The sequence below is a fragment of the Pseudomonas sp. R62 genome, assembly GCF_000257605.1.
Lineage (GTDB): Bacteria > Pseudomonadota > Gammaproteobacteria > Pseudomonadales > Pseudomonadaceae > Aquipseudomonas > Aquipseudomonas atacamensis.
The window spans coordinates 510,797-525,210 of the sequence record NZ_JH635999.1; the positions used below are offsets into that span (position 1 = coordinate 510,797).

A 14,414-nucleotide genomic window follows, 5' to 3' on the forward strand; every position below is an offset into this window, starting at 1 on the left:
ACCTACAACAGCAGTTCCAAGCTCAAACCGGCAGCTGTCAAGCAGACCTATTATGAGCAATGCGTACGGCATGAGTTGGCTCGGCGCTGATGCCCCTTTATCCAGCACTGGTAACACAGCTTAGGAATCTCCAGAACCCTTGGCGACTGCCGGCCCGGCCACCCGCGGCAACGGCTTGCTCTGCATCAACGCATCCAGAGCCTTGCGATACCCCTGACCGCCAAGCGCCATGCTGTTGTTGTGCGTTGCTCCGGGCACCAGCAACAGGCGCTTGGGCTGCTCAGCGGCATTGAACAGCTGCTCGCTGAAGCGCGGCGGCACGAAGGCATCAGCCAGGCCATGCACCACCAAAAGCGGCATATGAATATCGGCGATCTTGTCGATGGAGTCGAATTTCTGCGAGAGCAACCAGCGCACCGGGAGCGAGGTGTTGGCCACGGCGGCGGCTACGTCGGCGAGAGAAGTGAAGGTCGATTCAATGACCAGACCGCGAACCGGCAGAGGTGTGTGGTTGCGCGCCGCGTTCTGTCCCAGTTCGGCCGCCAGATCAATCGCCACCGCGCCACCGAGAGAGTGGCCATAGATCAGGCGCTTGTTCGGGTCCGGTTGCAGCAGTTGGAAGCGCTCCCAGGCCACGCGGGCATCTTCATAAACGCTGCTTTCGGATGGTAGATCACCCTTACTTTGGCCGAACCCTCGATAATCGATGGCCAGCACCGAATAGCCCGCCGCGCGTAGTTGCTCTATGCGGAACAACTGTCCGGTGAGGTTCCAGCGCACGCCATGCAAGTAAAGGATTGCCGGGGCATTGGCACGTTCCGCCGGCCACCACCAGGCATGGATGTTCTGCCCGGCCTTGAAACTCTTCGGTTGCAGATCGAGTTCCTGAACGCTCCCGGGCAGTCCGCGATACCAGCCGGCAGTGCCCGGCTCAATGCGAAAAAGCAGTTTGCGCTCGGTGTGTTCGAGCACTGCACAACTCGTCGGCACGCCAATGATCAGCGCGGCCATCATGGCGAACGCCAGGCGGCGGCGTCGCAGACGAGTCAGCAAGGACAGGAACATTAATCGTTTCACCACGGCGCAGACAAAGAACGCTTTTTTACCAGATGCCTCGGTCTGCGCGTGATTATTTTCGACCACCGTGCATGTGCAACGATTACAAGATGCTGCAATCGCTCACGCCACTTGCAGGACGATCTTGCCGATGTGATCGCCGCCCTCCATGCGGGCATGGGCCTGATCCGCGTCAGCCAGCGGGTAAACCTTGTCGATGATCGGCAGGCAGCGCCCGGCGCTGACGGCAGGCCAAACGTGTTCTTGCAGTTGATCGGCGATGGCGGCTTTCTCCGCAGCGGTACGCGCGCGTAGCAGCGAACCGGTGACCACCGCGCGTTTGCCGAGGATCGCCAGCAGATCGATGTCGTTGGCGCGGGCGCCGCCGAGGAAACCGAGCATCACCAGTCGGCCGTCCATCGCCAGTGCGCTGATGTTACCGTTCAGATACGAGCCACCCATGATGTCGAGAATCACGTGCACGCCTTGATCTGCGGTCTTCTCGGCAATGACCTTGGCAAAATCTTCTTCCCGATAGTTGATCGGCTGCCCGCCAAGTTTGCTGATTGCGGCGCATTTTTCAGGACTGCCGGCGGTCGCGAACGCCTCAATACCGAATTCACGGCAGAGCATCAGCGCGGTGGTACCGATGCCGCTGGTGCCGCCGTGAATCAGCACGCGCTGGCCGGCCTTGGCACCGCCGAGGCCAAACAGGTTGGCCCAGACGGTGAAAAACGTTTCCGGAATCGCGGCGGCCTGGACCCAATCGACTCCATCCGGCACAGGCAAAGTCTGGCCGGCTGGTACCGCGCAATACTCCGCGTAGCCGCCGCCATTGGTCAGTGCGCACACACGATCGCCCACAGCGAACCGCGTAACTCCGGGACCCAGTGCAACCACTTCGCCAGCCACTTCCAGGCCGGGAATCGGGTCCATCCCGGGTTTCATCGGATATTTGCCGGCGCGCTGCAAGGCATCCGGACGATTGATGCCGGCAGCGTGAACGCGGATAAGCACTTGGCCTTCGGCAACGGTCGGCAAAGGCACGCGCCTGGCTTGCAATACTTCAGGGCCGCCGGGTTCGGTGATTTCAATACGGGTCATTTCGTTGGGCAGTGACATTGTCGATTCCTGTGAAAAAGGTCGTGTAGATGGGAACGCTGGCAGCGCGCAATGATTCCCTTCAGTTCGCCGCGCAACGGGGTTCAGTTGTAGAGGGCAGCCAGCGCATGGCTTGCTCCAGCAGTAGAGCGACGACGATCGCGCCAGCGGCGATCACAAACAGCAGCGTGTGCTGGCCGCCCGAGGCATTGAACAATGCCGAATAGGCAAACCCGGCCAGCGCCTGAAAGGTTGCGAATGACACAGTGGCGCGGCTCCAGGCGATCTGCTGACGGTGATGCGACGGCACCAGTTCATGCACCCGGGCCAAGGCCAGCGGCACGATGCCCGGCGGGAACGAGCCGAGAATCACCGCCAGTAAAGCCAGTGCCAGAAATGAATGGGAGACGGCCAGCAAACCGAGGGCGATGGCTTGCACTACCAACACCAGTCGAATACCAGTACGGGCGCCAAGCTGGTCAGCCAGAAACCCGTAAGTCACCGGCCCGACAATCGCCCCCAGGCCATACATGACCCAGACCATTGCGCCGATATGTGCCCCGGCACCCAATCCACGCGCTACGTAATCCACCAGAAACACCATTGCAGGCACCAGCCCGGCGGCCATGAACGCGTATTGAGCGAATAACAGGTAAACGCCTGGCGGTGTTGGCTCATCAGCCGACGTTGCGTGCGCAGCCACGGCATGCGTGGTATCCGCAGGCCAGCCGAACCAGCTCACCGCGGTCAGCAACAACGCCAGCGCGCCCAGTCCCAGCCATGTTGCCTGCAAGCCAAGAGTCAGCAGTGGCGGCACGATGGTGCCGGAGCCGGCAATCCCCAGGCCGATGCCAAGGAAGATTGCGCCACTGGCCAAGCCTCTGCGAGCAGCCGGAACGTGAGGCAGCACGGTTGCCGCCACCAGCACCATGATCGCGCCACCAGCAATCCCGGACAGCAAACGCCAGCCGAAGAACCAGCTCACCGACAGCGGATAAGCACAGGCAAAAAATGCCGCCGTGACCGCCAGCATCATCAGGCGCAAGGCGTTGCGGTTGCCTGTTCGGTGAGCCATGGGCCGACCGAGCAGGGCGCCGATCAAGTAGCCGACCAGATTGGCCGCGCCGAGGTAGACGACATCATTGGCCGAAAACCACTGCGCCTGAATCAGCGAAGGGATCAATGGCGTGTAAGCGAAACGCGCCAGACCAATGCTGACCAGACTGGCGCAAAGTCCGGCGAAGATCGGCAGCCAGATGCCGGTAGAGTTTGCAGTACGCATGATCGCGATCTCACAAGAGGTGTATGGCGCTCAGCTTATCGGCTATCGTTGCTGCGCATACGCAGCGATTAAGCGGCACAATGATGCAAAAATGCTTCAAAGAGGATCCGTATGAATTGGGATGATGCGCGAGTATTTCTGGCGGTCTGTCGCGAGTCGACATTGCGCGGGGCTGCGCGTGTTCTGGGCGTCGACCAGGCCACGGTCGGACGGCGCATTACTGCGCTGGAGAAGGCATTGAGCGCGACGCTGTTCCTGCGTACCTCCGACGGTTATGCGCTGACCGCCGTTGGTGAAGCGGCGCGTAAAAGTGTGGAAAAAATGGAGCATTCGGCGCTGGAACTGGAGCGACACATCCACGGGCTGGATGACCGTCTGACCGGTAACGTACGGGTCAGCACCACCGACTCGATGGCCATTGATTTCATCATTCCGGCGATGGCGCGCCTTCATGATCAACATCCAGATGTGCAGATCCAGCTGGATGCGTCGACGCAAATCCTCAGTCTGGCCAAGCGCGAGGCCGATATCGCGGTGCGCAATACCCGGCCGGATAACCCCGATCTCATCGCTCGACGGATCGCCCGTTGGCCTGTAGGACTTTTCGCAGCACAGGCCTATGTCGATCGCCATGGAGAACCGCAGCCCGGCAGCGCTTTCGAGGGCCATGATCTGGTGGTCTATCAGCCGTACTTACAGAGCAAAAAAGACCTTACGCTGGTCTCTGAACCGTTGACCCGCGGACGCATCGTCACCACGCTCAGCTCCAGCCTTCTGGTGCGCCGTTCTATTGCCGCTGGCCTCGGGGTAGGCGAGATACCTGTGTACATGGGCGAACGCGACGGCCTGGTCAGACTCTGGCCGGAGCGGACCCGGCCGCTGCCGTATGAAGTCTGGCTGGTCACCCATGCCGACCTGCGTCACACCGCGCGGGTACGGGCGGTCATCGAGCAGATCGTTGAGGCCTTTGCGCTGGAAAACGAATAAGTGGTTCAGGGTTTTGCCCGAGGCTACAACTGCTGACGAAACAGCCTACGTCCGAGACAGAATGGGCCGGCTTGTTGTAGTCCGTGATGAGTTCTATTGTCACTACAGCTCGATGCAGACCTCAGTGACGCATCGAAACGGAGAGCCAGGGAAGGCCGCGTAGCCGCAGAAAGGTGTCGAATTGAAAATCAGGGAAGTGAATCAATATCCAGTCACGGACAGATCGGACGCGGGGCGGGACAGGCAAATCATGAGCAGCATAAGTCGCGAAGAATTTGATGCCAGGATAGAAACCATCGAGACGAGGATGGATGGCCGCGTGGCAGAAATGCGCGCCGACATTCGCGTGTTCCTGGCTGCTCAGGCAGAGCGGGACAAGGTCTATCTTGAACGGGACAAGGCACTACAGGAACGGGACAAGCGTTATGACGTGATGTGGATGGGCGTGCAGAAAATTGCCGACGAATCGCGGGAAGCGATCAGGCAGGCATCGACGGTAAAGGCCAATTACTGGGCGGCCACCACTGTGCATTTTCTCGGCGTGGCTTCCTTGCTGGTTGGCGCACATTTCGCCAATCAGGCGGCGGTGTTGACCACGATCCAGACCACGCTGGCCGCGATTCAGATTGGCAAAGAGGTATCGTCACCCAAACCGGTCGTACATCCCTCAACAGTGTCGCCGCAATAAAAAACGGCCTTCAGTGGAAGGCCGTTCTGCATCGAGCCAGATCATGGCATTTCCGGCAACTCCTGAGGGCGCAAGTCGAACACCAGCACTTCGGCATCGATTCCGTTGCTCAAAGTGAGCAGCTGTTCCTCACGAACCCGCACGCCGTCGCCTTCCTGCAAGGCTTGGCCATTGAGTTCGACACTGCCACGCGCAACGTGCACGTAGGCGTAACGATTGGCCGGTAATTTCAGCGTGGCACTTTCCTTGCCGTCGAATAACCCGGCGTAGACCCGCGCATCCTGACGGACTTTCAGAGAACCGTTGCTACCGTCCGGCGAAATGATCAGTTGCAGGCGACCACGTTTTTTCTGCGCGCTGAAATGTTCCTGTTGATAGCGCGGCTTGGCGCCACTGACATCCGGCACGATCCAGATTTGCAGAAAGTGCACGGGCTTGGTGGCCGAGTGGTTGAACTCACTGTGCGCCACGCCGCTGCCGGCACTCATCAATTGCACGTCGCCGGGGCGGATCACCGAGCCAGTGCCGAGGGTGTCCTTGTGTTCCAGCGCGCCTTCGAGCACATAGGAAAAGATCTCCATGTCGCGGTGCGGGTGCTGGCCAAAACCTTTGCCGGCGGCGACGCGGTCATCGTTGATCACCAGCAGATCGGAGAACCCCTGTTCACGCGGGTTGCGGTAGCTGGCGAAAGAAAAGGTGTGAAACGACTTCAACCAGCCGTGATTGGCGAGGCCGCGATCGGAGGCTTTGCGAAGAGTCAGCATGATGAAATCTCCTGGCTGGACGTGAATTCGTCCGAGTGAGGAGAAGGTTACTGGTTACCTTGGGAGGCAATAAGTAGATGGAAATTGAAAGACTGTCCGGCTCAGGTTGACAGTTTTGCGTTATGGTTCACGCATTCGAACACGCTCATGACGACACAGTCGGCCATAATGCCCCGGCTGTAGCGTGCGTATTGACCCTTGAATATGTGTGATGCCTACCATGAAAACCGTGGCAATGGTGCTGTTCCCCGACTTTCTGATGCTCGACATGGCCGGGCCGCTGGAAGTGTTTTCAGTCGCCAACCGTTATCTGAAACCTGATTTGCACTATCAACTGACGACACTAGGGACGGAGCGCGGCTTGCTCAAGGCTTCCAATGGTGTACAGGTTCAGGCTGATCTGCACATCGACGAGGCGGCCGAGCGCTATGACCTGTTATTGGTGCCCGGCGGCCCCGGCGCCTATAACCAGAGATTTCCCGAGCTGTTTGGCTGGTTGAAAAAAGCCGTGCCGCGCGCGGAGCGTTACGGTTCGATTTGTACCGGCGCATTCATCCTCGGCCATGCCTGCCTCCTTGATGGTTATCGCGTCACCACGCACTGGAACTACACCGAGCGCCTGATCAAGGCTTTCCCGAAAACCACGGTGACCACCGATCAGATATACGTTGAGGATCGCAATCTCATCACTTCGGGCGGCGTGACCGCTGGCATCGATCTGGCACTGGCGGTGGTGGCCAGGGATCACGGCAAGAAAATCGCCCAGGACGTCGCCAAGGTTTTGTTGGTCGTGATGAAGCGTCAGGGTGGGCAAGCCCAGTTCAGCCCATTCATGGCGGCCGTCTCACCGCAAGAAACGCCCATCACCCGCGCGCAGAATTACGTCCTTGAACACTTGGATGAGCCCTTCACAGTCGAGCGTATGGCCGGATTGGCCAATATGAGCGCACGGCACTTTGCTCGCCTGTTCGCCCGTGACGTCAACATGACTCCCATGGAGTTTCTGCAGAATGCCCGCATTGACTGCGCGCGAAACCTGTTGGAAACCAGCGATCTGCCGCTGAAAACCATCGCCTACAAAAGTGGTTTCGGCAGTGTCCGGCACATGCGCTCGCTATTCGCCGAAAAGCTCGGTCTTACGCCGTTACAATACCGCGAACAGTTCAGCTAGAGCGGTTCTGTCCGTCAGACGCAGCCGGATGTCCGTGCTGCGTCGGCTCCGGCGGTTGTATCGTCACGCAACAGTGCCAAGATGTTCGGCATGAATAATCACAACGACACAAGCCAAGGTTCGGTGCTGCGTTTTGGCCCCTACGCCTTTCATGTGCGCCAGCGTCTGGTTCTTGAAGGCGAGCAGCCGCTGCGCATGGGTGGGCGCGCCATGGACATTCTTCAGGTGCTGCTCGAACACGCGGGCGAGGTAGTCAGCAAAGAGCAGTTGATTGCTCGTGTGTGGCCGACATCGATCGTTGAAGAGATCAACCTGCGGGTGCACATCGCGGCGTTGCGCCGCGCACTGGGCGACGGCACCAACGGCCAGCGTTACATCATTCACGTGGCGCAGTGCGGCTACAGTTTTGTCGCCCCGGTGGAGCAGGGCACAAGTGATGCGCTGCACATGCCCGCTGCCGCCCTCACGCCACTGCACAATCTTCCGGCACGACTGACGCCAGTCAGTGGGCGCGACGCCCTTATAGGTAGTCTGGTTCGACAAATGCCGGTGTGCCGCTTGATGACCATTACCGGTGCGCCGGGTGTTGGCAAAACCACTGTGGCACTGCGCGTGGCGGAGTTGCTGCTGCAATACTTTCGTGATGGCGCCTGGTGGGTCGACCTTGCCATGCTCGAAGATGACAAACCCTTGCTCGACCACCTGTTGCACGCCCTGAATACAGACTTTTTCACACTGACGGGCCGCCACGCCTTGTTGGTGCTGGATAACTACGATCACCAGCGCGACAACTGCGCGGCTCTGGTAGACACCCTGTTGCATGCCGCGCCTCGCCTGTCGATTCTGGTCACCGGCCGCGAAGCCTTGCACATTCCACAGGAAGCCGTTCATCACGTGCCGCTGCTGGCGATTCCCAAGCGCTCTACATTGAACTCCGTCGAGGAAGCCATGGGCTATCCGGCGGTGCAGCTATTCGTCAATCGCGCGCGAGCGCGGCAACAGGGCTTCAGTTTGCGCCAACAGGATTTGCCGGGTGTGCGCGAAATCTGCCGCCAACTGGACGGTCTGCCGCTGGCGATCGAGCTCGCCGCTGCGCAGATCGACGCGCTGGGCTTGATCGGTTTACAGGCACAGGTTGAAAACGGTCTGCAGTTGCTTGGCCAAGGACGGCGCACCGCGGAGCCGCGCCATCAGTCAATGGCCGCTGCGATCGATTGGAGCTTCCAGTACCTGACGGAAATGGAACAGCGTGTGCTGCTGCGGCTGTCGGTGTTCAGCACGGGCTTTACCCTGGAGGCGGCACTGAGCGTGATCAGCAGCGTGGATCTGGCGGGATCCAGGCTGACCGCAATTATCGAAGGGTTGGCGCGCAAGTCGTTGCTCATTCAAGAACCCAACCGAGCAACGGCGCGCTATTGGATGCTCAACACCGTGCGCCGCTATGCCCGTGATCGCTTTGAGCGCAGCGACGACAGGCTCGAACTGCAACAGCGTCATGCGCGCTATCTCAGCCGCACGCGCAATGCGTCAGGCCAGGCACTGCTCGCGCAGGCTGTCGAGTAGCAGGCGGACCTTGCGCAAGTCCGGGGTGGCGTAGCCTTCGGTGAAGCGCTGGTAAATGGGGCTGAGCAAATCCCATGCTTCGCGATGGCGGGACTGGCGCTGCCATAATCGGGCGAGGTCCGTGGCGCTGCGCAGCTCCCAGGCCAACGCGCCCTGGCTTCTGGCGATGGCCAGAGCTTGTTGCAGGGTTTGTTCGGCTTCTCGGGTTTCAGCGGTGTCTGAGCAGGCCGATTCGCGAGCAGGCTCGCTCCCACAGGAAACAGCGCACAACTCGGAATTTGCGCCCGACACCGACCCCTTGTGGGAGCGAGCCTGCTCGCGAAGGGGCCATTCTGAACCCTTCACTAATGCCACCGCCCGTGCCCGCAGTATCTCCGCTGCACTCCAACCCGCATCCCCGGTGCGCGCGTGCTCCACCAGTGCATCATCGACAAAACGCTCATCCAGCGTAACCATCACTTCCCGGATCAAACCGCTGCTCTGCGTCGATACCGGCGCGGCATTATCCGGATCGATCACCTGCGCGTAGTGCCGCGCCCAATTATTGAACAGCAGTACCGAATGCTTCTGCGACTGCTCCAGCAACAATTGCAGGAGCGCGCGGGCGTTGGCGGCGTCGCCGTTGTAATGGGCGATCAGACAACTGGCCAGCGCCAGCGTGTAGCAGATCGATGTGCCATGGTCGATCTGCACGGCAATATCCAGCGCCTGCCGTGCCGCGCGCCAGGCTTGCTCGGGCAGACCCTGCAGCCATAGCACGCGGGCCAGTACCGTCAGCGAAGCGACGCTCTGGTCGTACTGCACGCCAAAACCATGGGTGAAACGATTGAGATGGCCGCTGTGGGCCATGCGTTGCAGCACCTGCTCGGCATGTACGCGGGCCTGCGGTTGGTCGCCGGCATAATGCAGGGCCAGCACGCGCAAGCGATGCGTGCTCAGCGACAGCAATGGCTCGTCGTGCACGCCGATGCGATCAAATTGCTCACTCTGGGCCAGCGCCATGCGGTAATGCCCGCAACTCAGATTGACCGCCATATGCCCCGATATTGCACGCAGTTGCCCGGCCAGATCGCCGTGTTCTTCGGCCAAGCGGCAGGCGTCGACGAAGGCCTGGATGGTTTGTGGCGTGCCGCCCCAGGTGTGATAGCTGGCGCTGCCGAGCGCCAGTTTCAAGGCGATTTGCAGGCGAGGGCAGGGCGGCAGGAGCGAGCCTGCTGGCGAAGCCTCCAGCAGACTCAGTGCCCGGCGCACATAGCGGCTGTAATCGCGCAGCAACGACAGCTCCTGCCACAACGGTGCCGACGCGGCTGCCAGTTGCACGCCCAGCTCATCTGGTCCCGGCCCGTCGAGGCTCCAGTCCAGCGCCGCGCGCAAATCCTCCAGCCCCCTGGCATAGCGCTCCATCCACAATACAGTTGGAGTATTGTCCCAATCCGCCTGCGCCTGCTGCATCAGTATCAGGCAGCGCTCGGCGTGGCGTTGGCGGGTTGCGCTGAGCTCGTCAGCCTGTTCGAGTTTTTCCAGTGCGTAGTGGCGCGTGGTGTCGAGCAACCGGTAGAAAACATCTTCGTCGCCCACTTCGACGCTCAGCAGGGATTTGGCCACCAGTTGCGTGACAGCGGTGAACACCGCGCCGGGGTCGATCTGTTGGCCGATGACCACCGCTGCCGCCGAGGCCAGGGTGAAGCTGCCGCGGAAAATTCCCAGTCGCCGCAGACAGGTTTGCTCGCAGGCGTTGAGCAGGTTGAAGCTCCAGTCCATCGTTGCGCGCAGGGTCAGGTGGCGCTCGGCGCTGCTGTGGTGTCCGGCCGACAATGGCGGCAAACCCTCGCGCAATTGCTTGAGCAATCCGTCCATGCCCAATTCGCTGACCTGCGCGGCGGCCAGTTCCAGCGCCAGCGGGATGCCGTCCAGGCGCTGGCAGATTTCGATCGCCTGCGGTAGCTCGGCGCGACTCAGTTGAAAGCTTTCCCGCGCCGCGGTCGCGCGCTCGACAAACAGTTGCAGCGCGGCAAAGCCCAGCGCCTGAGCCGGCTCCATCGGCGACGACATGGACGGGCATTCGAGCGATTCCAGACGCTGCACGAACTCGCCCTCCGCGCGCAGGCTCTCGCGGCTGGTGGCGAGGATATGCACCTTTGGCGCTCCCCGCAGAATCTGCTCGCTGAGCGACGCGACCGCATCGATCAAGTGCTCGCAGTTGTCGATCACCAACAACATTTGCCGTTCTCGCAGGCCGTCGACCAGACCAGCCTGCGCATCGCCTTCTGGCGCGGACAGATCAAGCAGCGTCGCCAGATGCGAGCCGATCAGCGCGGGATCGGCGATGGGCGCCAAGTCCACCAGGCGGATGCCGTCGCGATACTGGTCGAGCAATTGTTCGGCGACGCGCAGGGCGACGGTGGTTTTGCCGATGCCGCCGGGGCCGACCAGAGTGATGCAGCGTCGGCGCGGCAGCTGCGCGATCAGGTGATCGATCACGGGCTGGCGCCCAATCATCCGCGTACGACGCAGCGGCAGGTTGTGTCTGGCGACGGGCATCGCCGGTTTTTGTTCGATGCTGTCGAGCACGATCGGTGCGACAAAACTGTAGCCGCGCTGCGCCACGGTGACGATGTAGCGCTGACCGTTCTGTCCGTCGCCCAGCGCCTTACGCAGCGCCGCCATGTGCACGCGCAGGTTGATGTCTTCGACGACGCTGTCTGGCCAGACGCCGGCCATCAATTGCTGTTTGCTCACCACTTCACCGGCGTGGGCCAGCAAAATCAGGAGGATGTCCATCGCCCGCCGTCCCAGGCGCAGAGGCTGTTGGCCTTCAAGTAGCAATCGTTGCCCGGGATGAATCCGATAGGGGCCAAAGGCAATGGCCTGATTCGGGGAAAAGCTCAACAGCGCGCTCCTGCGGTGATGCGGCGGACAGGGCGAATCAGTCCCTGGCGCATGCGCAGGCCGTCTGATCCGGGGTGTCCGGGCATAATCCTCAGGTTTGAGCATCAGTGCAACGGGTGGCGTAACGGCAGCAGTCAAAACACCGCAGGCTGTGCTGCGGTGTTTTTCGGCTTGCCCATGACTCGACAGCGCCAGGCGAAGGGATTGATGCCCTCGCTGCGGGTGAACATGTGGCAGAAGTGCGCCTGATCGCAGAAGCCGCATTCCAGGCTGATTTGCGTGAGGCTGAGGTCGGTGTGCTGGATCAGCAACTTGGCCCGGGCCAGGCGCTGGGCGCGGATCCAGTCCTGTGGCGACAGGCCGGTGCTGCATTTGAATGCACGGGAGAAGTGACTGCGCGACAGTGAGCAGGCGCGGGCCAGTTCAGCCACTTCGAGACTTTCGCCCAAGCGATCCAGGATCAACTGTTTGATCTGGCGTTCACGCTGTGGACTGAGTCCGCCAGTCGTGTTTTTCCGCGGTTCGCAGGCAGGGGCGAGGGCGACGGTTTGCTGTAGATAAGCCATGGCCAAGGTCCGTGTCGGTGGGGAATACACGGTCGGCGCATTCCCTCAGGTCAAAAAAGCAACGCTGCGCAGAGGGCTTCATTGTTGGGTGAGGGCGTGAGGCTGACGAGTTAATCGTTGTTAATTTCCTCGCTCAGGCTGGAACTCAGCACATCCTTGCAAGTCAGCGCCCGGTGCTTTGCGCGACGATGTCGATAAAGCACGGCCGCCGTTGGCCAGGTTCAAAGGGGAATGCAATGAAAGGCTTGGTTAAAGCAGCAACGGCCCTGGCGGTCATGCTGGCAATGTCCGGCGCGATGGCGCAGGCACCGCAGGTGGGCACTCAGGCGCCGGGGTATTTCCGCTTGGCGGTGGGCGATTACGAAGTCACCGCGTTGTTCGACGGTTACAACGATTTGTCGCCGAAGTTGTTGCAGGGCATGAGCCAGAGTCAGATTCGCGCGCTGCTCGCACGGCGTTCGATTGAAACCCCGGGCGTGCAGACGGCGTTCAATGCCTTTCTGGTCAACACCGGCACACAACTGATTCTGGTCGACACCGGCGCAGGGCAGTGCATCGGCGCCACCGCCGGGCAGCTTTCGGCCAACATGCAGGCCGCCGGTTACAAGCCCGAGCAGGTCGACACAATTTTGCTGACCCACCTGCACCTTGATCACGTCTGTGGTCTGGTCGACGCCGAAAAGAAACCGGTGTTCGCCAACGCCACCGTGTTTGCAGCCAAAGCCGAGGCCGACTACTGGCTCGATCCGGCAGCACTGGCCAAAGCTCCGGCGGGAGCCAAAGAGTTTTTCAAAATTGCCCAGGATTCGACGGCGCCATACGTTGCCGCCGGTCGCTTCAAGACGTTTGCCGCCGGGCAGTCACCACTGCCGGGACTGGTCGAAGCAACCCTCGAAGCCGGGCACACCCCGGGCAGCACCACGTACCGCTTCACCTCGCAGCAGCAGAGCATCGTGTTCATGGGCGATCTGGTGCACAACCTCGCGGTGCAGTTCTTGCACCCGGAAGTCTCGATCGGTTTCGACGTCAACAGTCAGCAAGCGATCGCCAGTCGGCAGGCAGTGTTCAGTGCTGCGGCAGCGAGCAAGACCTGGGTGACGGCAGCGCATCTGCCGTTCCCGGGCATCGGCCACATCACCGCCGAGGGCAAACATTTCCAGTGGGTGCCCGTGGAGTACGGCCCTTACAAACGCGCGGCGAAAGTGCCGTTGATCGAGTAAAGTGCCCAGCGCCAGTGGCATAAAGCGTCTGACACCGATAAGGAAACCACGCCCATGAACCGTAACGATCTGCGCCGCGTCGACATGAACCTGCTGGTGATTTTCGAAGCGTTGATGTTCGAAAAGAACCTGACCCGCGTTGCCGAAAAACTGTTCATGGGCCAACCGGCGGTCAGTGCTGCGCTGGGGCGCTTGCGTGATCTGTTCGACGATCCGTTGCTGCTGCGCAACGGTCGCGGTATGGAACCGACGGCGCGGGCGCTGGCGATCCTCAAGGAGCTGCAACCGGCGATGGACGTGATTTCCGGCGCAGTCAGCCGCGCCAAGGAGTTCGAACCGGCCAGCAGTTGCGACGTGTTTCGCATCGGTCTGTCGGACGACGCCGAGTTCGGTCTGTTTCCGCCGCTGTTACGCCAGCTTCAGCAGGAGGCGCCGGGGATTGTCGTGGTGGTGCGCCGCGCCAACTACCTGTTGATGCCTGCGTTGTTGGCCTCTGGAGAAATCTCCGTGGGCGTCAGCTACACCACGGATCTGCCGGCCAATGCCAAGCGCAAGAAGCTGCGTGATATTCCCTGCAAAGTGCTGCGCGGCGACGACCGTCCGGGGCCGTTGACGCTGGACGAATATTGCGCGCGTCCGCATGCGATGGTGTCGTTCTCCGGTGATCTGAGCGGCAATATCGACCTGGATCTGGCCAAGATCGGCCGCTGCCGCCGGGTGGTTCTTGGTGTGCCGCAGTTCAGCGGCTTGCGCGCCTTGCTCGCCGGTACCGAGATGATCGCCACGGTGCCGGATTACGCCGCCTGTGCCTTGGTCGAAGGCTGCGCCCTGCGTGCCGAAGACCCGCCATTCCCGATCGATGCCGCGCAATTGTCGATGGCCTGGAGCGGGGTGCACGACAACGACCCGGCAGAGAAATGGCTGCGCTCGCGGATCAGCCAGTTCATGGCGGCGCCGCTGGATATTCCGGCGATCTAGATCCCAGCGCCGATCTCCGATGCTGATCATTCCCACGCGCAGCAAAGGAATGCCTCAACGGACGCTCCGCGTTCGGCGTTGGATGGGACGCGGAGCGTCCCGAGCTGCATTCCCACGCAGAGCGTGGGAACGATCAAACATCAAAGACC

General features: G+C 61.1%; 12 protein-coding genes. 6 read left to right on the forward strand and 6 right to left on the reverse strand.

What is annotated here, in order from left to right; translation table 11 throughout:
- Positions 1–120 precede the first annotated feature (120 nt).
- The 3 genes from OQK_RS20720 to OQK_RS20730 all read right to left on the reverse strand — a co-directional run bounded on the left by OQK_RS20720 (position 121) and on the right by OQK_RS20730 (position 3,439).
- Entirely contained in the window at positions 121–1,065 is a 945-nt protein-coding gene (locus OQK_RS20720; RefSeq protein ID WP_016774066.1) for an alpha/beta hydrolase, read from the reverse strand.
- A gap of 114 nt (positions 1,066–1,179) precedes the next feature.
- On the reverse strand, positions 1,180–2,178 hold the full coding sequence (locus OQK_RS20725; RefSeq protein ID WP_016774067.1) for an NAD(P)H-quinone oxidoreductase: 999 nt from the start codon (positions 2,176–2,178) through the stop codon (positions 1,180–1,182).
- Positions 2,179–2,239: 61 nt separating this feature from the next.
- Complete coding sequence (locus OQK_RS20730; RefSeq protein ID WP_016774068.1) at positions 2,240–3,439, reverse strand: YbfB/YjiJ family MFS transporter; 1,200 nt, start codon at positions 3,437–3,439, stop codon at positions 2,240–2,242.
- A gap of 111 nt (positions 3,440–3,550) precedes the next feature.
- Between OQK_RS20730 and OQK_RS20735 the strand changes: the two genes are divergently transcribed.
- Together OQK_RS20735 and OQK_RS20740 are read left to right on the forward strand one after the other, a co-directional pair.
- A complete protein-coding gene (locus OQK_RS20735; protein WP_016774069.1) occupies positions 3,551–4,426 on the forward strand; it encodes a LysR family transcriptional regulator in 876 nt (291 codons plus the stop codon).
- 181 nt (positions 4,427–4,607) lie between these two features.
- Entirely contained in the window at positions 4,608–5,114 is a 507-nt protein-coding gene (locus OQK_RS20740) for a hypothetical protein (protein WP_238537234.1), read from the forward strand.
- 41 nt (positions 5,115–5,155) lie between these two features.
- Here OQK_RS20740 and OQK_RS20745 read toward each other — a convergent pair whose 3' ends face one another.
- Positions 5,156–5,878, reverse strand: coding sequence for a pirin family protein (locus OQK_RS20745; protein ID WP_016774071.1), 723 nt, complete (start codon positions 5,876–5,878; stop codon positions 5,156–5,158).
- Between the two features lie 220 nt (positions 5,879–6,098).
- On the opposite strand from OQK_RS20745, the gene OQK_RS20750 reads away from it, so the two are divergent.
- Positions 6,099–7,049 (forward strand): GlxA family transcriptional regulator, encoded by a 951-nt coding sequence (locus tag OQK_RS20750; protein WP_038862009.1) that lies wholly within the window; start codon positions 6,099–6,101, stop codon positions 7,047–7,049.
- Between the two features lie 90 nt (positions 7,050–7,139).
- A complete protein-coding gene (locus OQK_RS20755; protein ID WP_016774073.1) occupies positions 7,140–8,612 on the forward strand; it encodes an ATP-binding protein in 1,473 nt (490 codons plus the stop codon).
- Here OQK_RS20755 and OQK_RS20760 read toward each other — a convergent pair.
- Positions 8,577–11,501 carry an ATP-binding protein gene (locus OQK_RS20760; protein ID WP_016774074.1) on the reverse strand — a complete coding sequence of 975 codons (2,925 nt, stop codon included), beginning with the start codon at positions 11,499–11,501 and terminating at the stop codon, positions 8,577–8,579. The genes OQK_RS20755 and OQK_RS20760 overlap by 36 nt on opposite strands.
- A 134-nt stretch (positions 11,502–11,635) precedes the next feature.
- Entirely contained in the window at positions 11,636–12,067 is a 432-nt protein-coding gene (locus tag OQK_RS20765) for a helix-turn-helix domain-containing protein (protein ID WP_038861491.1), read from the reverse strand.
- Between the two features lie 236 nt (positions 12,068–12,303).
- Between OQK_RS20765 and OQK_RS20770 the strand changes: the two genes are divergently transcribed.
- Together OQK_RS20770 and OQK_RS20775 are read left to right on the forward strand one after the other, a co-directional pair.
- Positions 12,304–13,287: an MBL fold metallo-hydrolase gene (locus tag OQK_RS20770; RefSeq protein WP_016774076.1), complete on the forward strand. Its 984-nt coding sequence runs from the start codon at positions 12,304–12,306 to the stop codon at positions 13,285–13,287.
- Between the two features lie 54 nt (positions 13,288–13,341).
- Complete coding sequence (locus OQK_RS20775; protein WP_016774077.1) at positions 13,342–14,265, forward strand: LysR family transcriptional regulator; 924 nt, start codon at positions 13,342–13,344, stop codon at positions 14,263–14,265.
- Positions 14,266–14,414: the final 149 nt, after the last annotated feature.

What these genes read in the sequence shown, in the direction of transcription:
- OQK_RS20745 (WP_016774071.1), bottom strand. Translation starts at nt 5,878, where the DNA reads ATGCTGACTCTTCGCAAAGCCTCCGATCGCGGCCTCGCCAATCACGGC.
- OQK_RS20730 (WP_016774068.1), bottom strand. Translation starts at nt 3,439, where the DNA reads ATGCGTACTGCAAACTCTACCGGCATCTGGCTGCCGATCTTCGCCGGA.
- OQK_RS20770 (WP_016774076.1), top strand. Translation starts at nt 12,304, where the DNA reads ATGAAAGGCTTGGTTAAAGCAGCAACGGCCCTGGCGGTCATGCTGGCA.
- OQK_RS20725 (WP_016774067.1), bottom strand. Translation starts at nt 2,178, where the DNA reads ATGTCACTGCCCAACGAAATGACCCGTATTGAAATCACCGAACCCGGC.
- OQK_RS20720 (WP_016774066.1), bottom strand. Translation starts at nt 1,065, where the DNA reads ATGTTCCTGTCCTTGCTGACTCGTCTGCGACGCCGCCGCCTGGCGTTC.
- OQK_RS20765 (WP_038861491.1), bottom strand. Translation starts at nt 12,067, where the DNA reads ATGGCTTATCTACAGCAAACCGTCGCCCTCGCCCCTGCCTGCGAACCG.
- OQK_RS20775 (WP_016774077.1), top strand. Translation starts at nt 13,342, where the DNA reads ATGAACCGTAACGATCTGCGCCGCGTCGACATGAACCTGCTGGTGATT.
- OQK_RS20755 (WP_016774073.1), top strand. Translation starts at nt 7,140, where the DNA reads ATGAATAATCACAACGACACAAGCCAAGGTTCGGTGCTGCGTTTTGGC.
- OQK_RS20735 (WP_016774069.1), top strand. Translation starts at nt 3,551, where the DNA reads ATGAATTGGGATGATGCGCGAGTATTTCTGGCGGTCTGTCGCGAGTCG.
- OQK_RS20750 (WP_038862009.1), top strand. Translation starts at nt 6,099, where the DNA reads ATGAAAACCGTGGCAATGGTGCTGTTCCCCGACTTTCTGATGCTCGAC.